This is a genomic window from Shewanella morhuae, from assembly GCF_900156405.1.
In the GTDB taxonomy this organism is placed as follows: Bacteria; Pseudomonadota; Gammaproteobacteria; order Enterobacterales; family Shewanellaceae; genus Shewanella; species Shewanella morhuae.
Genome location: NZ_FTNN01000005.1, coordinates 228,800 through 245,981 on the forward strand (window position 1 = coordinate 228,800; position 17,182 = coordinate 245,981).

The following is a 17,182-nucleotide window of genomic DNA, read 5'->3' on the forward strand; positions in this document are numbered from 1 at the left end:
TTCATCAATCAGAAGCGAGACTTATCATGAAGCAAGCCGCTGCGAGCTACAAGGCTGAGCGGCAGGTGAATGTGTTACTTAATGTTGCCTTGCTTGATGCAATACGCCTTTAAAGAAAGCTTATTGCATCGGTAAGCACTTAAGTTAAATGATGAGGGATGGCGTAATAAAGCAAAATTCGTCCGATGTACTGTTAAACAACATCAATATCGCCCGCGCAGGCAAACACATGATTTGGGCGGAAGGGTTCTTTGTCGATATCTTCAAGCTTACTCACGCCACTGGTGACCAGAATGGTTTCAAGCCCCGCTTGGAAGCCCGCTAAAATATCGGTACGCATATTGTCGCCGATAATCACGGTATCTTCCGAGTGTCCATCCATATGATTAAGCGCCGAGCGAATAATCCATGCGCTTGGTTTACCAACATAAAAAGGCTTTTTACCAGTAATCCGTACGATAGGTGCACACAATGCGCCACAAGCAGGGCTGTAAGCTGGGCCGTGAGTATCGGGATTAGTGGCAATAAAGCGGGCGCCACGGGCAACAAAACCAGCGGCTTTATGGATCATATCCCAATTGTAAGAGCGGGTTTCACCGACAATCACAAAGTCAGGGTTGATATCGGTGATGGTAAAGCCCGCTTTATAGAGCTCATGGGTGAGGGCACCTTCACCTATAACATAGGCTTTGCTGCCTTCTTGGTGCTTTAAAAAGTCAGCGGTTGCCATGGCGGAGGTATAAAAGCATTCTTCAGGAATATCAATACCGGCTGCGCTTAAACGGTTTTGCAAATCCTTACCTGTTTGTACGGGGTAATTTGTTAATACGACTAACGGATTGCCTTGCTCTAAAATGCGTTTGATAAATTTATCGCTGCCGGGGATCAATTTATTGTCGTGCAGTAGTACACCATCGATATCGCAGATAATATTTTTCATCTAATAGTCTCTTATTATGCAGAGCAAAAAATCACTTTTCATTCAGTTATCTAATGCCACATTACCCGAGAAAACAATGCTTTTGTAGAAAATAATTAAAAAATAGAGACGCTAAGGTCTCTATTTGTGATTTCGCTTCTACTAATGCTTAAAGCTACTTTAATCGGGCGCGTAACCGCTCTGACCGATAAGAGTGCCATCAAGATAGGCTTGGCCATTTTGCATGTTAAGTCGTTGCTGACTAAACCATTTCACCACCAGTGGATAAATTGCATGCTCTTGCTCATGTACGCGTGCGGCAAGCATATCAGCGCTATCATCTTCATAAACAGGCACGTTAGCCTGTAAAATCACTGGGCCTGAATCTAGCTCTGGCGTGACAAAATGCACGCTAGCGCCATGCTCACTGTCGTTGGCATCAATAGCACGTTGATGGGTATTCAAACCGGTATATTTAGGTAACAGTGACGGATGAATGTTGATCATGCGACCTAGATAATGATTAACGAAATCATCACTTAAAATACGCATAAATCCTGCCAGCACAATTAAATCGGGCTGGTATTGCTCAATCACTGCCATTAAACGTGCATCGTATTCAGAGCGAGATTCACCTTGGTGAGCTATCACACAGCTGGTATCAATTTCGCCATGATGGGCGCGCACTAGGCCATAGGCATCGGGTTTATTACTGATGACTCCGACAACTTCGGCCTGCAGATTATCATCACAACCGTCGATAATCGCTTGCAGGTTACTGCCATTTCCGGAAATTAATACAACTACACGACAGCTCTGGGGCATTACAGGATCTCCACTTGCTCTTCATTGCCTTCACGATTGGCGATAGCACCGATAAGCCATGCTTGTTCGCCTTCAGCTGCCAATAATGCCAGTGCAGCATCGACTTTATCGGCAGGCAGTACGACCAACATACCAACGCCACAGTTGAAGGTGCGGTACATTTCGTACTCTGCAATATTACCGTTTTCCATCAACCAGCTAAATACCGCTGGCCACTGCCAAGAATCACCTTGGATAACGGTTTTTAAGTTATCTGGCAGTACGCGAGGGATGTTTTCCCAGAAGCCGCCGCCAGTAATATGTACCATTGCATGTACATCTGATGCTTCGATCAGTTTCAGCAATGATTTCACGTAAATTTTGGTTGGTTCAAGCAAATGCTCAATCAAGGGTTTGCCATTAAGAGCTTGTTGAGGATCTGCTTGGCTTACTTCTAATACCTTACGGACTAAAGAGTAACCATTTGAATGCGGGCCACTTGAAGCCAATGCGATAAGCGCATCTCCCGCAGCAACTTTGCTTCCGTCAATGATATCGGCTTTTTCAACGACGCCGACGCAGAAACCGGCTAGATCGTAATCATCGCCTTCATACATACCTGGCATTTCAGCGGTTTCACCGCCAACTAATGCACAACCAGATTGGAAACAACCTTCGGCTATGCCGTTGACGACAGAAGTCGCTGTTTCAACATCTAGCTTACCCGTTGCATAGTAATCGAGGAAAAACAGTGGCTCAGCACCTTGAACGATTAAGTCGTTCACGCACATAGCGACTAAGTCGATACCGACGGTGTCATGCTTTTTATAGTCGATGGCTAAACGTAGTTTAGTTCCAACACCATCAGTGCCAGACACGAGTACAGGTTGTTTATATTTAGTGGGGATTTCACACAATGCGCCAAAACCACCTAAGTTGCCCATAACTTCTGGACGACGGGTACGTTTAACAGCTGCTTTTATGTTAGTAACCAGTGCATTACCTGCATCAATATCAACGCCGGCATCTTTATAGCTCAGTGGGGTAGGTGTGCTCACGGAGGGATCCTCTCGGGTACATCGTTATTGGATTTTATGCGGCGGTATTCTACCAGCTTGTGTTAGGGGTCGAAAGCCATGATTTAGATTTATCCCGCCGGCATTATATTTTTAGCTAAGATAAGAGGGCATTTTACGGGTTGAGATTTTTGAATCGGTCACAAAATAGTAAATTAGGGTACGTATCTTAAGCGATTGAGGATTATTCTTGGGATATAGCTCACGATTAGACCGAATGGCAAAACTTTATGTTTTACCTCATAAACAAATCAACTAGAATCTGAAAAATTTGCCTGAAATAATACGCCGAAAAATAAAGTAGGAGAGAAAAATGAAAGTTGTCGAGGTTAAACATCCTTTAGTGCGTCACAAAATTGGTTTAATGCGCGAAGGCGACATTAGCACTAAACGTTTCCGTGAGCTAGCCGCCGAAGTCGGTAGTTTATTAACCTATGAAGCTACCGCAGATTTCGAAACTGAAACGGTGACGATTGAAGGCTGGAATGGTCCGGTTGAAGTTGACCAAATCAAAGGTAAAAAAGTCACTGTGGTGCCAATTTTACGTGCGGGATTGGGTATGATGGACGGTGTACTGGAACATATTCCAAGCGCGCGTATCTCAGTTGTCGGTATTTATCGCGACGAAGAAACCCTTGAGCCAGTGCCTTATTTTGAAAAGCTTGCCAGCGACATGAACGAGCGTATCGCCTTAGTTGTTGACCCTATGTTAGCCACGGGTGGCTCTATGATTGCGACCGTAGATTTATTGAAGAAACGCGGTTGTACTTCAATCAAAGCCTTAGTCTTAGTGGCGGCTCCTGAAGGGATTAAAGCGTTAGAAGCGGCGCACCCAGATATTGAATTATATACTGCCGCTATTGATAGATGCCTAAACGAGAAAGGTTATATCCTGCCAGGTTTAGGTGATGCTGGTGATAAAATCTTTGGGACTAAGTAATCTGAACTTGGAGTGACTCTATCGGTTATTGAGTCTGCTATCTAAGTTAAGTCAGCACTCCTGCACTGGTTAATATTATTTGTTAATGTTTAAGGTGCTTGATAAAAAAGGCCGAATCGCAATGCGACTCGGCCTTTTTGTTTTATGTGTTTAGGCATTAATGATTACAGTACAGGGTTACAACACCATAGCGGCAATCCAGCCAAACACTAATAGGGGAATATTGTAGTGAATAAACGTCGGGATCACGCTGTCGCGAATATGATCGTGCTGGCCATCGACGTTTAAACCTGCTGTTGGGCCTAAAGTGGAGTCAGATGCGGGCGAACCCGCATCACCGAGTGCGGCAGCTGTGCCAACTAACGCTATCGTTGCCGTGACTGAAAAACCAAAACTCAACGCCAGTGGCACATAAATTGTCGCGATAATCGGAATGGTAGAGAATGACGAGCCGATTCCCATAGTGATCAATAGGCCAACCAGTAACATCAAAAAGGCGGCGAGCGCTTTATTATCACCAATGATGTCGCTCAGTGAGGCCACAAGCGTACCGACTTCACCAGTTTCTTTCACTACGGCGGCAAAACCTGCGGCTGAAATCATGATAAAACCAATGTTGGCCATCATGCGCACGCCTTGATTGAAAATATCTTGATCAGCGACATGTTTTAATGCGCCCGAAAAACTAAAAATCATAAAGCCAACTAAGGCGCCAAAAATCATTGAGTCGGTTTCAAGTTGTACAATCAGAGTCGCTAATATCGCGACTGCGGCAATATTAATATTGCGTTTATTGAGGGCTTCTTCTGGCTCAGCTACCAGCACTTTTGTCTCGTCATAGATACGAGGCTTACGGTAACTAATGAACACCGCTGTGAGTAAGCCGACCACCATGCCCGCGGCAGGAATCAACATAGCTGATGGAATTTGCTCGCGCACTGCGGCTAAACCATTGCTGGTTAAGTTTGATAGCAGAATATCATTTAAGAAAATGCCACCAAATCCAATCGGTAAAATCATATAGGTTGTGACTAAACCGAAGGTCAGCACGCAGGCAACAATACGACGATCGATATTGAGCTTGGTTATTACATGTAGTAGTGGCGGTACTAAAATAGGGATGAAGGCAATGTGAATAGGTAAAATATTCTGTGAGGCCATCGACATGACCAATAGCGGTATCAGCAGTAACCAGCGGACCCAGTTGGTATTGGTCGGGTTAGGATCTTGTCCAAGGCTATTAATGATACTTCTAGAAATTAATGTTGTTAAACCCGAATGCGATAGCGCGACGGCAAAAGCTCCTAATAACGCATAGCTGAGCGCAATTTGTGCGCCGCCACCTAAGCCTGTATTAAAGGCATTGATGGTTTGGTGCATATCCATCCCGCCCACGAGTCCCGCTACAAGCGCGCTCACGGTTAGGGCAATAACCACATTCACCCTAGCTAAACTGAGTGCTAACATTAAGCACACTGCAATCACGACTGCATTCATAGTCAAATTTCTTAATTCTTAAGTCAAAGGTGCTATTTTTGACTGCAAAGGTGGTCGTTGTCCAGTTTGCTAACACCTTATCTGAAAAATATCTGAAAATGTGAACAGGCAAGTTGTTGTGTGTTAGGCAAATGTGGAATGTTGCACACTCAGGAACCATAAATTGCTCTATCTTTAGGCAGAGAAAATTTAAATGCTCTTGAAAAATGTGATATTGGTCTTAAATAGGTTGTAAGGCACAGCACACGACTTATAATGCCTAAAGATTTGATTGGTAAGAACGCCTTTTTATTAGTAAAGATTTAACTCGGCCTAGGTTGGGGGAGATATTCTACTTATTAAGGCACTTACTTTACACTTAGTTCAACTCATAGATGGAGATATAAAATGAGCGTATTAGTAGGCCGTCAGGCTCCTGATTTTACTGCTGCAGCTGTATTAGGTTCTGGCGAAATCGTTGATAGCTTCAACTTGACTGCAGCCATCAAAGGTAAACCCGCAGTCGTATTCTTCTATCCACTTGACTTCACTTTCGTTTGTCCATCAGAGTTGATCGCATTTGATCACCGCATGGAAGAGTTCACTAAGCGTGGCGTAGAAGTGATTGGTGTTTCAATCGATTCTCAGTTTACTCACAATGCATGGCGTAACACCCCAGTTGATAAAGGTGGTATTGGCCAAGTTAAGTACACCTTAGTCGCTGACGTTAAGCACGAAATCTGTAAAGCATACGATGTTGAGCATCCAGAAGCGGGTGTGGCTTTCCGTGGTTCGTTCTTAATTGACAAAGAAGGCATGGTTCGTCATCAAGTGGTTAACGATCTGCCATTAGGCCGTAACGTTGATGAAATGCTGCGTATGATCGATGCATTACAATTCCACGAAGAGCATGGCGATGTATGTCCTGCTGGCTGGGAAAAAGGCGACAAAGGTATGAATGCAAGCACTGAAGGTGTTGCTGCTTACCTTTCTGAAAACGCAAGTTCACTGTAATTAGCATGTTCTAATTAGTGCTGCGTGTTAAATAAAAAAAGCTGCCTTATGGCAGCTTTTTTTATTGGTTATTGCAGGCATAAACATGAGCATTATTGGCTCAGTTTATTCTTCAATCTTATCCTCAATATCCAGCTCATCGGCGGTAAGTAATGGCCAGCCACCTAATGTTTTCCAGCGGTTAACGATAAGGCAAAATAACTCAGCGGTGCGTTCAGTATCGTATAAGGCTGAATGGGCCTCATTATTATCAAAGGGGATCCCAGCCATAATGCAGGCTTTAGCCAGTACGGTATGGCCAATGGCAAGCCCCGCCAATGTGGCTGTATCGAAAGTCGCAAAAGGATGAAATGGTGAACGTTTTAAATCACAGCGTTCAATCGCTTTACTGACAAAAGCATGATCAAAAGCAGCATTGTGCGCCACAATTATGCTGCGATGGCAGTCAGAGGCTTTTTGGGCTTTTTTCACTGCTTTAAAAATTTCTAAAAAGGCTTCTTTCTCGCTCACCGCTCCCCGCAACGGATTGGTTGGATCTATTCCATTGAATGCTAAGGCTGCGGGTTCTAAATTTGCGCCTTCAAAGGGCTCAATGTGGAAGTGTAAGGTTTTATCGATTCCTATCACGCCCTCACTGTCCATTTTCAATAATGTGACAGCAATTTCTAGCAACGCATCGGTTTGAGAGTTGAAGCCCGCAGTTTCGACATCAATGACTACGGGAAAGTAGCCTCGAAATCGGTATTTCAATTTGTTCGCGTCGCAAATGTCACTCATAAAGTACTCAAGAAAATTCACAGGGCGCTATTATGCTAAATGTGTTCGGGTGTGTCATGCTTGATTGATGGTTTTATAGGCTAAAGGAACTAAATAGTTTGCCGATAAAGCCATGTACCCGATTAATTAAGAGTAAAGGCTATGTGGCGAAAACTGATCTTAGTGTCAATTTTATGCGTTCCAGCAACTGCAACAGCAGAGTTGCGCCATTATGTGGCCACCTTAAGTGATTCCCAGTGGCGGATGAGTGAGAATTCTCCCATCGTATGCCGCTTAGAACATGATATTCCTGCTTACGGTAAAGCCATTTTTACCAGTGAGGCGGGTAAACAACAAAATATGAATTTTACCTTAGATATGTGGGTAAAACCGGATCAAGTGACTCAAGCTAAGCTAATGAGTAAGGCGCCGAAATGGCGTCCAGGAGTGGTATCCAAAGAGATCACTTCGCTGCATTATCAAAAGTATTTTAATGGTGAGGTGCCTAAACGCGCGGCGTGGTCCATGCTGGCGGAGTTAAGTCGCGGTATGGAACCGACATTTTACTATGCTGATTGGTACAATGAGTCGAATAAAATTGCTGTGGGTTTATCTTCAGCTAACTTTGGCCGCAAATACACAGAGTTTAAAGCTTGCCTCGCGCACTTATTACCCTATAGCTTTGATGATATTGCTTTTACTGTATTAAATTATAATGAGGGCGGTACTGATTTAACCCATTTTTCACAGCAACAACTGTCGCGAGTCCAAGAATACCTAGCTTATGATCCGCTCGTGGAGTTAGTGTTAGTTGATGCATATACCGACAGTTATGGCGGCCGCGCTGTAAATCAAAAAGTATCGGATCAACGCGCTGAATCAGTAAAAGAGTTCTTTGTTTCCAGTGGTATTCCTCAGGATCGTATTGTTACTGTGGGGCACGGTGAACGTCGTCATGTAGCCTCTAATGATGATATGGACGAGAGGGTACGTAACCGCCGCGTTGTAGTCCGGATTAGTAAGCCTCTGTAGTACAGTCTCAATTTGAGTGTTTAAATATTTAAGTTAGCAATAAAGCCAAGCTTCTGACTTGGCTTTATTATTTTTGCATCTCGTTAGTGATAATTACATTAATCCAAGTGATGATAACAACGGTCAATATTGATCAGATTAGTTAATTTTATCGCATATGATGTGAACGATTTGTTGACCATACTGCTTGCAAGATTAAGTCTAACGGTATGAGTGAGCGATCTAGCCTGAGCTATTTACCTTGAGCTTAAGGATAAGCTCTGTGTTTCTACAGGTTTTTCTCTTATCTGCGTTAACTGTGCGACTCACTAATAGCTCACTATTTAGGTACGTAACCTTATGTGGATAAAGAAAATTTTCTCTTTAGCATTAATCTTTTAGCTGGAGTAATAAGATTCGTCAGTTGATACAGTCATTATCCCTAGTTCAAGTTATTGAGCGATGTTTTTTGTAAATGATAGTTTGATAAAAAACTGGCAAAAAAAAGCCCGCTTAAACTAAGCGGGCCGCAAAAATAATGCATTTACAATCAACAAATTGAAGGAAGGAAGTCAAGCATAAGAACCAGGGATGAAACTGAAGCGTTGGGAACACATCAGTTTAAGAGTTCTTGGTTTTCAATAACTGCAAGCAGTTATATCCTGAAAACAAGTACATTCTATGGTTAACTCTGCCATAAAACAAACGAGAAAAATTGCCATAAATCATTAGCAATTCTAATGATTAAAAGGTGATGCACGTCACTTAAGTCACTATTTATGTTGATTAATAACTTATAAATCATTATTTGTGCATAATAATACACTTTAATAAGCTTATCCTTGATGCAGATTTGTTAAATCCGCGAGATAACCCTTGGTGCTTCATCTTTAGTTACAGCATTGCCATGAGATTTTTTGCTTGTATAGTACTTGTTGAAAAGCTTTAGGCTCAAAACCACAAGAAAGGATAATAAGAAGATGGCATTAAGATTTCGTCTTGCGAAGCAAGGTTTGTTAGTCGCAACATTAGGGGTGGCACTCGGTGCCTGCCAAAGTGGCAATACGCCTGAGCAACATTCAGCTGAACAGGTAAGTACAAATAAATTGGTTTACCCAGTGACTCAAAAAGATGACCTCATTGAAACTATCCATGGTGTAAAGGTTGCGGATCCATACCGTCACTTAGAAGCCAATACGCCAGAAACAGAAGCTTGGGTAAAAGAACAGCAAGCCTTCGGTCAGGCTTATTTAGCCAAGATCCCCAATAAATCAGCTGTAGTTAAACGCATTACTGAACTGTGGAATTACGAAAAGGTGTCTGCTCCGTTTGAGAACGGTGACAATCAATTTTACTACCGTAATGATGGGCTGCAGGCACAATCTGTTTTATATGTTAAGGGCTTAGATGGCGTTGAAAAGCCAGTTCTCGATCCGAATAAGCTGTCTGCAGACGGTACTGTTGCTTTATCAGGCGTGGCGGTCAGTAATGATGGTAAAATTTTAGCTTATGGCGTATCAAATTCAGGCTCAGACTGGCAGCAATGGCAGTTTGTTGATATCGCAAGCGGTAAAAAACTCGCTGATGAGCTGAAATGGATTAAATTTTCGAGCGCTGTTTGGGATAAAGAAAACCAAGGCGTGTTTTATGCCCGTTATGATGCTCCTGCGGGTGGGGATGTATTGGCCGACGTCAATTTCAACCAAAAAGTGTATTACCATAAATTAGGTACAGATCAGCGCCAAGATTTATTGATTTATGAGCGCCCGCAGAATAAAGATTGGGGCTTTGGTATTGATGTTTCCGATAAAGGCGAATATCTATTACTGTCCATTTCACAAGGCACGGATAAACGTAATCGTTTTTTCTATAAATCGTTATTTGAGCCTAAATCACAAGTGGTGGAGTTGATCCTTAGTTTAGAAGCTGAATATGAGTTTCTTGGCAATGATGGTTCAGTGTTTTATTTTAAAACCGACTTAGATGCGCCTAATGGTAAAATTATTGCAATTGATACTCGTAATAGTGATAAATCCCAATGGCTAACCATTATTCCAGAATCTAAGGATCCAATTAATAACGTCGCAATTATTAATGATCATTTAGTGGTGAGTTATTTACACGATGTCTTAGGTCAATTATCAATTTACAGTATGGGCGGGCAAAAGCGCCAAGATGTGACGTTGCCCGGTCAAGGTAATGTGACGGGACCTTTTGGTAAGGCAAGCAAAGACTATTTCTATTACGTGTTTAATAGTTATATTCAGCCAGAAACCACCTATAAATTTGATTTTAAAACTGCTCAGTCAACTGTGATTGCTAAACCTAAAGTGTCGTTTAACCCAGGTGACTATGTCTCTGAGCAAGTCTTTTATAACAGCAAAGACGGTACGCGTGTGCCTATGATGTTGTCCTATAAAAAAGGTTTAGTGAAAAATGGTCAAAATCCAACGCTATTGTATGCCTATGGCGGTTTTGCGATTTCGATGACACCACGTTTTAGCCCTGCCAATATTGCTTGGTTAGATATGGGTGGTATTTATGCTGTGCCGAGCCTACGTGGTGGCGCCGAGTACGGTGAAAGCTGGCATCAGGCGGGAATGTTCGATAAAAAACAAAATGTGTTTGATGACTATTTTGCCGCTGCTGAATATTTAGTGAGTGAGAAATACACCAACAGTACTAAATTAGGTGCCTATGGCCGTAGTAACGGTGGCTTGCTTATGGGAGCGGCGGTAACTCAACGGCCAGGGCTATTTGCAGCAGTATTACCGGCTGTAGGAGTGCTGGATATGTTGCGTTTCCACAAGTTCACTATTGGTTGGGCATGGACGAGTGAATATGGTAGTGCTGATAACGCCGAACAGTTCCCTGCGCTACTGGCTTACTCGCCTTATCACAATGTCAAAGCGCAAGCTTATCCTGCGACTATGGTGATGACAGCTGATCATGATGACCGCGTGGTGCCATTACACAGCTTTAAGTTTGCCGCCATGTTACAAGATAAGCAGCAAGGCGCCGAACCTGTGATTATGCGTATTGAGTCCAATGCGGGTCATGGAGCCGGTAAACCTACGGCGATGAAGATTGATGAGTTTGCCGATATCTACAGTTTCTTGTGGCAGAGTTTTGGGTTGACGTTGCCGCAAACTATCGAAAAATAACAAACTATCTATCGTAAAATAATCAACTATGTTAATGAAATGGGGCCGTTTGGCCCCATTGTTTTTTACAATTACACCCATTCAGCTGAAACCCCTGCTATTCCTATCTATATCTTCATCGGGTGATTCACAAGTCTTGTTTCCCTAGGTATAGTAAGCGTCAATTTTTCAACCAAAACTGCTTATTTTCAAATGATGTTTCATTGGCCTATTTCAGTCTATTACGAAGACACCGACGCTGGCGGCGTTGTCTATCATTCAAACTATCTCAACTTTTTTGAGCGAGCGAGAACCGAGTGGCTAAAAGCCCTTGGTGTGAGTCAGACTGCGCTATTAGCTGACGATACCGCCTTTGTGGTAAAGCGTGCGGAATTAGATTTTCGCAAAGCGGCACGTTTTGAACAGGACCTTATTGTAGAAACTAAGGTCATAGAGTTGAAAAAGGCCTCGTTGATTTTTCATCAACGCTTGGTCGATAAGCAAGGAGACTGTTATTGTGAAGGCACAGTGCTGGTAGTTTGTGTTGCGCTGTCACGGATGCGTCCCCGAGCGATTCCCTTAAATATTGTGCAGGAGTTTGACAGTGCAAGCTGATATGTCGATTGTTGGGTTATTTTTACAAGCCAGTTTATTAGTAAAATTTGTGATGTTCACTTTACTTTGCTTATCCGTAATGTCTTGGACGGTGATTTTACAACGCCGTAGCTTACTGTCTGCAGCAAAAAGTAAATCGGCTAAGTTTGAAGATAAATTTTGGTCAGGTGTTGATTTAAACCGTCTTTACAAAGAATTATTATCACGCCCAGATAATAGCGGTTTAGAGTCATTATTTGTGACAGGCTTTAAGGAATATTCACGCCTAAATAAATTAAATAGCAAAGTGCCTGATGCCGTGATGGATGGTACATCAAGGGCTATGCGTGTGACACTTTCTCGCGAAATGGAAAAGTTAGAAGCGAATTTACCGTTATTAGCGACAATAGGTTCGACTAGCCCTTATATCGGTTTATTTGGTACGGTATGGGGAATTATGAATTCTTTTATCGCTATCGGTTCGATGGAAAATGCCACCTTAGCAATGGTTGCTCCCGGTATTGCTGAGGCGTTGATTGCCACGGCGATGGGTTTATTTGCAGCAATTCCTGCGGTTATTGCCTATAACCGTTTCTCGACTCAAGTTGATAAATTAGAAATGGCCTACGCAAACTTTATGGAAGAGTTCTCCAGTATTTTGCATCGCCAAGCATACAGTGAGAAGGAAGGGGCATAATGCAACCAGCTTATCAGCGCAAACGTCGTCGCCCCGTTGCTGAAATCAACGTGGTGCCTTATATCGACGTCATGCTCGTGCTGTTAATTATTTTTATGGTAACAGCACCCATAGTGACCCAAGGGGTAAAAGTTGAACTGCCTCAAGGCGCTGCAGAAGTGTTACCTGCCGACAGTAAACCGCCAGTAGTGGCTTCTATTGATGGCGATGGTGATTATTACCTTAATAAGGGCGGTTCGACCAATGTGCCAATGGAGTTGGAAGAACTCGCGACAGAAGTCGCTGCACTTATGGTGACAGAACCTGAACGACCAGTAGTGGTCAAAGCCGATAGAAATATTCCTTACGATAAAGTGATTCAGTTGATGGTGACACTGCAAGGTGCGGGCGTGCCATCGGTCGGTTTGATGACGGACTCACCCAAGGAGAAATAGGTGGCAGATAACACTGATGTAACATTGCCTCTGTCAATTTCAGCGGGTATTCATATTGGCGTAATAGTTATTCTGGCATTAGGGGTCGATTTTTCTCATAAACCTGAGCCAATGCAACAAGTGAGTGCGCCAGCGGTTCAAGCCGTTATGGTTGATCAGCAAAAAGTGGCTAACCAAGTTGAAAAGCTAAAGCAAGAAAAACGTGATACAGAACGTCGTGAGCATGAACGCCAAGCTGAACTTGAGCGTAAAGCGCAAGAAGCGACCAAAGCTCGCGAGCGTGAACAAGCGCAAATTAAACAGTTAGAGCAAGAACGTAAGCAGCAAGAAGTTGAAACCCAAAAAGCCAATGAAGCCACCAAACTTGCGCAGGTCAAACAGCAGCAAGAAAAGGCCAAGGCGGTTCAAGCTGAAACCGATCGTAAGCTGAAGGAACAGGAACGTAAGGTCTCTGAAGAAGCTGCGCAAAAAGCGGTAGAAAAACGTCAAGTAGCGGAAGCTGCAGCAGCCAAGGCTGAAACAGACCGTAAGTTGAAGGAAGATGCCGAGCGTAAGAAAAAAGCGGAAGCTGAACGTAAGCAAAAGGAAGACGCAGCTAATAAATTGAAGGACGAAGCCGAGCGTAAACAAAAAGCTGAGGCTGCCCGTAAGCAAAAAGCGGATGCAGAAGCTAAAGCTCGCGCCCAGCAAGAGCAGGAAATGGCAGATGCTTTAGCCGCTGAGCAAACAGCATTATCGCAAACCATGAGTAAGCAAGTGCAGAGTGAAATGGGCAAATATCAGGCAATGATAAAATCGACTATCCAACGTAACTTGGTGGTAGATGAGTCAATGCGTGGTAAAACCTGTACTGTCTCTGTACGTTTAGCCAGCGATGGTTTTGTGATCAGCAGTCAAACTCAAGGTGGCGATCCTAATGTTTGTCGTGCAGCAAAAGCGGCTATTTTGAAAGCGGGTAAATTGCCAGTGTCTCCGGACCCTGCTGTTTATAACTTGATGAAAGAAATTAACTTAATCGTTGAACCAACGTTTTAATTAAAGGAGTCCCATGAAAATATTGGCAAAATGGTTAGCACTGGCGGTTCTGCTGTGCACCACCCCCGCAAAAGCGGCATTGGATATTGTGATTACTGAAGGTGTCGATGCAGCGCGTCCGATAGCTGTGATGCCTTTTGTCTGGCAAGGCCCTGGCGCTGCGCCACAAGCGATTGCAGATGTGGTGATGTCTGATCTAATACGCAGTGGCACTTTTAAACCCTTAGATGAGCTGGGTTTACCACAACGTAATATCGGTACGTTAGCGCAGTTTCAAGCTAATGCTTGGACGAGCGTCGGTGCAGAGGCGTTAGTGCTAGGCACTGTTAAGCCTTATGGCACTGATCAATATTTGGTGAGTTTTGATTTAATCGATTTGGTTAAAGCACAAAACCAAGCATTGAAAGGCCCGGTAAGCGCAACAGAATTTTTGATGGACAGCCGTCAAACTGTGATTTCAGCGGCGCAATTTCGCCAATACGGGCACAGGATTAGCGATATCGTTTATGAAAAGCTAACCGGTATTCGTGGCGCATTCTTAACACGCATTTCTTATGTGGTTGTTAATCATACTCAAAAAGCCCCTTATCAATTGATGGTGGCTGACTATGATGGCGTCAATGAACAAATGTTGTTGCGTTCGCCAGAACCATTAATGTCACCAACTTGGTCACCTGATGGTCGTCGTTTAGCGTATGTTAGCTTTGAGAACAAAAAAGCTGAGATTTTTGTACAAGACCTTTACACCCAAGTGCGTACTAAGGTGAGCTCTTTCCCTGGCATTAATGGTGCACCGGCTTTTTCGCCCGATGGCAAATCATTGGCAGTGACTTTATCTAAAGATGGTCAGCCTGAGATTTACGTTATCGATATTGCGACTAAAGCGATTAAGCGTATTACCAATCACTATGCTATTGATACTGAGCCGTCATGGTATCCTGATGGAAAGTCATTGATTTTCACCTCAGAGCGCGGTGGTCGTCCACAAATTTATCGCGTAGAGTTGAACTCAGGTAAAGTTAACCGTGAAACCTTTGAAGGTGAATGGAATCTAGGGGGATCAATTGCTCCTGATGGTCGTAGTATGATTTTTGTTAATCGTACCAATGGTAAGTTTAATATTGCGCGTATGGATCTCAATACGCGGTTTATGCAAGTGCTGACATCGACACGTTTGGATGAATCTCCAAGTGTGGCTCCTAACGGTACTATGGTGATCTATGGCACCACGTACCAAGGTAAGCAAGTATTAGCAGCAGTTTCTACGGATGGACGCTTTAAGGCAAGATTACCGGTAGGTCAAGGTGAGGTGAAATCACCTTCTTGGTCACCGTTTCTCTAATGTTATACCCCGATTTATTCACATTTAATTTTATAAGGAATACGTAATGGATCTGAACAAGTTGTTAAAAGCTATGTTGGTAGCACTTCCAATTATGGCTATTAGTGCATGTAGCTCAACTTCAGAATCAGAAACTGATGCAATGGGCTCAACAAACGGTTCTGGTAGTGAACTGAATGGTGGCGTTCAAACAGGCGGTGTGGGCGGTATGTTGTCGGCTGAAGAACAACAACGTCAACAGTTAGATGATTTGAGAAAACAACAAATCATTTACTTCGATTTTGACCGTAGTGAAGTTCAAACTGAATTTGCCGCCATCTTAGAAGCCCATGGTACTTACTTAGTTGAACACCCAAGTGTACGTGTATTGATCGAAGGTCATGCTGACGAACGTGGTACGCCTGAGTACAACATCGCACTAGGCGAACGTCGTGCTAAAGCCGTTGCTAAATATCTACAAGGTATGGGCGTACAGCCAAGCCAAATGAGCGTAGTGAGCTATGGCGAAGAAAAACCATTAGATTTTTCTCGTACTGATGAAGGTTTTGCCAAAAACCGTCGTGCAGTTTTAGTTTACTAAAATTGAATCTCGGAGAGTGACAATGAAACGTGCCGTCTTAATTACGGCAATGTTCCTTGGTGCGGGTGCTGCAGTCGCAGCGCCTGCTCCTGTGGAAGATATTGCTGGTGGTTCAAGTGATGACAGGCTTGCTCGTATTGAGCGTATTATTAAATCGAGACAGCAAAGTGAGCTCGACATGCAACGTCGGCTTGACACTCTGCAACAAGAAGTCCTGGATTTACGTGGTTTAACCGAACAACAAAATTATCAGATTGAGCAGATGCAGCAGCGTCAGCGTCAGTTATATGATGAGCTGGCTAATGCATCCTCCAAAGCTTCTGCCGCGCCAGCCGCTGTGGCGGCCGCATCCACACCTGCTATAGCCACGAATGCTGCCGCAAGCAGTTTAAGTGAAACAGCAAGCTATGAAGGGGCCGTTAACTTAGTTCTAAAAGAGCGTAAGTATGACGAAGCCATTCCTGCTTTCCGTGCTTTTATCAAGCAGTATCCTGATTCAGTGTATGCCGCAAATGCTAACTATTGGTTAGGCCAGCTTTTATTTAATAAAAGTGAGTTTGCAGAGGCAAAACAAGCTTTTAATACAGTTGTTACACGCTTTAGTGATTCTAATAAGCGCGGTGATAGTTTAGTTAAGTTGGGTATGATTGCAGAGAAAACCGGTGACAAAACGGGAGCTACGCAATATTACCAACAAGTTGTTAAAGATTACGCAAACAGCGCAGCAGCACGCATTGCACAGCAACAGCTAGCCGCACTTAAAGCGTAATTAACTAAAAAACATACTCTTAGTCTGTTTTTCATGCAAACGACAAAAAATTGGGAATTTGCGCTTGCATGAGAAAATGAAAAAGGTATTATAGGCGCCCTCAGAGCGGCGAGGTCGTTCGGGGCGTGAAATACCAGTAAATGGGTCGTTAGCTCAGTCGGTAGAGCAGTTGGCTTTTAACCAATTGGTCGAAGGTTCGAATCCTTCACGACCCACCACTTTACTGAAAGTGTTTAAATCAGCGCAATACTAGATGGGTCGTTAGCTCAGTCGGTAGAGCAGTTGGCTTTTAACCAATTGGTCGAAGGTTCGAATCCTTCACGACCCACCACTTATTATTAGCTAATAGAGTGGGTTAGTGGTTTTCATGTAATAATGTTCAATATTGTGAGTCGTTAACTTAGTTGTTTTTTTATATAACTAGGGCAGTTTGCTTTTAACCAATCAGTCGAATGGTTCTAATCTTTCGCGGCACACCACTTTACTGAAAGTGCCTAAATCAGCGCAATATCTAATGGGTCGTTAGCTCAGTCGGTAGAGCAGTTGGCTTTTAACCAATTGGTCGAAGGTTCGAATCCTTCACGACCCACCA

16 protein-coding genes and 3 tRNA genes are annotated in these 17,182 nt (G+C 43.4%); 14 read left to right on the forward strand and 5 right to left on the reverse strand.

Annotated features, from left to right (window positions below):
• Nucleotides 1–193: 193 nt before the first annotated feature.
• From BW947_RS08395 to purM, 3 genes are all read right to left on the reverse strand, one after another.
• On the reverse strand, nt 194–940 hold the full coding sequence (locus BW947_RS08395; RefSeq protein WP_076498409.1) for an HAD-IIA family hydrolase: 747 nt from the start codon (nt 938–940) through the stop codon (nt 194–196).
• 159 nt (nt 941–1,099) lie between these two features.
• Nucleotides 1,100–1,744 (reverse strand): phosphoribosylglycinamide formyltransferase, encoded by a 645-nt coding sequence (purN, locus tag BW947_RS08400; protein WP_076498411.1) that lies wholly within the window; start codon nt 1,742–1,744, stop codon nt 1,100–1,102.
• Nucleotides 1,744–2,781 (reverse strand): phosphoribosylformylglycinamidine cyclo-ligase, encoded by a 1,038-nt coding sequence (gene purM, locus BW947_RS08405; RefSeq protein ID WP_076498412.1) that lies wholly within the window; start codon nt 2,779–2,781, stop codon nt 1,744–1,746. Before purM ends, purN begins: the two co-directional genes overlap by 1 nt.
• A gap of 331 nt (nt 2,782–3,112) precedes the next feature.
• On the opposite strand from purM, the gene upp reads away from it, so the two are divergent.
• Nucleotides 3,113–3,739, forward strand: a complete 627-nt coding sequence (gene upp / locus BW947_RS08410; protein ID WP_011789711.1) for a uracil phosphoribosyltransferase — start codon at nt 3,113–3,115, stop codon at nt 3,737–3,739.
• Between the two features lie 177 nt (nt 3,740–3,916).
• Here the strand turns inward: upp and BW947_RS08415 are convergent, their stop codons facing one another.
• Nucleotides 3,917–5,236: a Na+/H+ antiporter family protein gene (locus tag BW947_RS08415; protein WP_076498414.1), complete on the reverse strand. Its 1,320-nt coding sequence runs from the start codon at nt 5,234–5,236 to the stop codon at nt 3,917–3,919.
• A gap of 387 nt (nt 5,237–5,623) precedes the next feature.
• Between BW947_RS08415 and BW947_RS08420 the strand changes: the two genes are divergently transcribed.
• Nucleotides 5,624–6,229 (forward strand): peroxiredoxin C, encoded by a 606-nt coding sequence (locus BW947_RS08420; RefSeq protein WP_076498416.1) that lies wholly within the window; start codon nt 5,624–5,626, stop codon nt 6,227–6,229.
• A 105-nt stretch (nt 6,230–6,334) separates the two neighbouring features.
• Here BW947_RS08420 and rnt read toward each other — a convergent pair whose 3' ends face one another.
• Nucleotides 6,335–7,006, reverse strand: a complete 672-nt coding sequence (gene rnt, locus BW947_RS08425) for a ribonuclease T (RefSeq protein WP_076498424.1) — start codon at nt 7,004–7,006, stop codon at nt 6,335–6,337.
• A gap of 141 nt (nt 7,007–7,147) precedes the next feature.
• Between rnt and motY the strand changes: the two genes are divergently transcribed.
• From motY to BW947_RS08485, 12 genes are all read left to right on the forward strand, one after another.
• Nucleotides 7,148–8,017, forward strand: coding sequence for a flagellar protein MotY (motY, locus tag BW947_RS08430; RefSeq protein ID WP_076498426.1), 870 nt, complete (start codon nt 7,148–7,150; stop codon nt 8,015–8,017).
• 959 nt (nt 8,018–8,976) lie between these two features.
• The gene (locus tag BW947_RS08435) at nt 8,977–11,160 is read left to right on the forward strand and encodes a prolyl oligopeptidase family serine peptidase (protein WP_076498428.1); all 2,184 of its coding nucleotides are present in this window, start codon (nt 8,977–8,979) and stop codon (nt 11,158–11,160) included.
• A 192-nt stretch (nt 11,161–11,352) separates the two neighbouring features.
• The gene (gene ybgC / locus BW947_RS08440) at nt 11,353–11,754 is read left to right on the forward strand and encodes a tol-pal system-associated acyl-CoA thioesterase (RefSeq protein ID WP_076498430.1); all 402 of its coding nucleotides are present in this window, start codon (nt 11,353–11,355) and stop codon (nt 11,752–11,754) included.
• On the forward strand, nt 11,744–12,430 hold the full coding sequence (gene tolQ, locus BW947_RS08445; RefSeq protein ID WP_076498432.1) for a protein TolQ: 687 nt from the start codon (nt 11,744–11,746) through the stop codon (nt 12,428–12,430). The genes ybgC and tolQ overlap by 11 nt, the downstream gene beginning before the upstream one ends.
• Complete coding sequence (tolR, locus tag BW947_RS08450) at nt 12,430–12,864, forward strand: protein TolR (protein ID WP_076498433.1); 435 nt, start codon at nt 12,430–12,432, stop codon at nt 12,862–12,864. Before tolQ ends, tolR begins: the two co-directional genes overlap by 1 nt.
• Entirely contained in the window at nt 12,865–13,899 is a 1,035-nt protein-coding gene (tolA, locus tag BW947_RS08455; RefSeq protein ID WP_076498434.1) for a cell envelope integrity protein TolA, read from the forward strand.
• Between the two features lie 13 nt (nt 13,900–13,912).
• The gene (gene tolB, locus BW947_RS08460) at nt 13,913–15,241 is read left to right on the forward strand and encodes a Tol-Pal system beta propeller repeat protein TolB (RefSeq protein WP_076498435.1); all 1,329 of its coding nucleotides are present in this window, start codon (nt 13,913–13,915) and stop codon (nt 15,239–15,241) included.
• Nucleotides 15,242–15,287: 46 nt separating this feature from the next.
• Complete coding sequence (gene pal, locus BW947_RS08465) at nt 15,288–15,821, forward strand: peptidoglycan-associated lipoprotein Pal (protein ID WP_076498436.1); 534 nt, start codon at nt 15,288–15,290, stop codon at nt 15,819–15,821.
• A 22-nt stretch (nt 15,822–15,843) separates the two neighbouring features.
• The gene (ybgF, locus tag BW947_RS08470) at nt 15,844–16,590 is read left to right on the forward strand and encodes a tol-pal system protein YbgF (RefSeq protein WP_076498437.1); all 747 of its coding nucleotides are present in this window, start codon (nt 15,844–15,846) and stop codon (nt 16,588–16,590) included.
• A gap of 142 nt (nt 16,591–16,732) precedes the next feature.
• Nucleotides 16,733–16,808 (forward strand) — tRNA-Lys (locus BW947_RS08475).
• A 37-nt stretch (nt 16,809–16,845) separates the two neighbouring features.
• Nucleotides 16,846–16,921, forward strand: a tRNA-Lys gene (locus tag BW947_RS08480).
• A gap of 185 nt (nt 16,922–17,106) precedes the next feature.
• Nucleotides 17,107–17,182: transfer RNA gene (locus BW947_RS08485), tRNA-Lys, on the forward strand.

Coding starts and splice junctions, on each gene's coding strand:
- BW947_RS08395 (WP_076498409.1), bottom strand. CDS start 940: ATGAAAAATATTATCTGCGATATCGATGGTGTACTACTGCACGACAAT.
- purN (WP_076498411.1), bottom strand. CDS start 1,744: ATGCCCCAGAGCTGTCGTGTAGTTGTATTAATTTCCGGAAATGGCAGT.
- upp (WP_011789711.1), top strand. CDS start 3,113: ATGAAAGTTGTCGAGGTTAAACATCCTTTAGTGCGTCACAAAATTGGT.
- BW947_RS08415 (WP_076498414.1), bottom strand. CDS start 5,236: ATGAATGCAGTCGTGATTGCAGTGTGCTTAATGTTAGCACTCAGTTTA.
- BW947_RS08420 (WP_076498416.1), top strand. CDS start 5,624: ATGAGCGTATTAGTAGGCCGTCAGGCTCCTGATTTTACTGCTGCAGCT.
- rnt (WP_076498424.1), bottom strand. CDS start 7,006: ATGAGTGACATTTGCGACGCGAACAAATTGAAATACCGATTTCGAGGC.
- motY (WP_076498426.1), top strand. CDS start 7,148: ATGTGGCGAAAACTGATCTTAGTGTCAATTTTATGCGTTCCAGCAACT.
- BW947_RS08435 (WP_076498428.1), top strand. CDS start 8,977: ATGGCATTAAGATTTCGTCTTGCGAAGCAAGGTTTGTTAGTCGCAACA.
- ybgC (WP_076498430.1), top strand. CDS start 11,353: ATGATGTTTCATTGGCCTATTTCAGTCTATTACGAAGACACCGACGCT.
- tolR (WP_076498433.1), top strand. CDS start 12,430: ATGCAACCAGCTTATCAGCGCAAACGTCGTCGCCCCGTTGCTGAAATC.
- tolB (WP_076498435.1), top strand. CDS start 13,913: ATGAAAATATTGGCAAAATGGTTAGCACTGGCGGTTCTGCTGTGCACC.
- pal (WP_076498436.1), top strand. CDS start 15,288: ATGGATCTGAACAAGTTGTTAAAAGCTATGTTGGTAGCACTTCCAATT.
- ybgF (WP_076498437.1), top strand. CDS start 15,844: ATGAAACGTGCCGTCTTAATTACGGCAATGTTCCTTGGTGCGGGTGCT.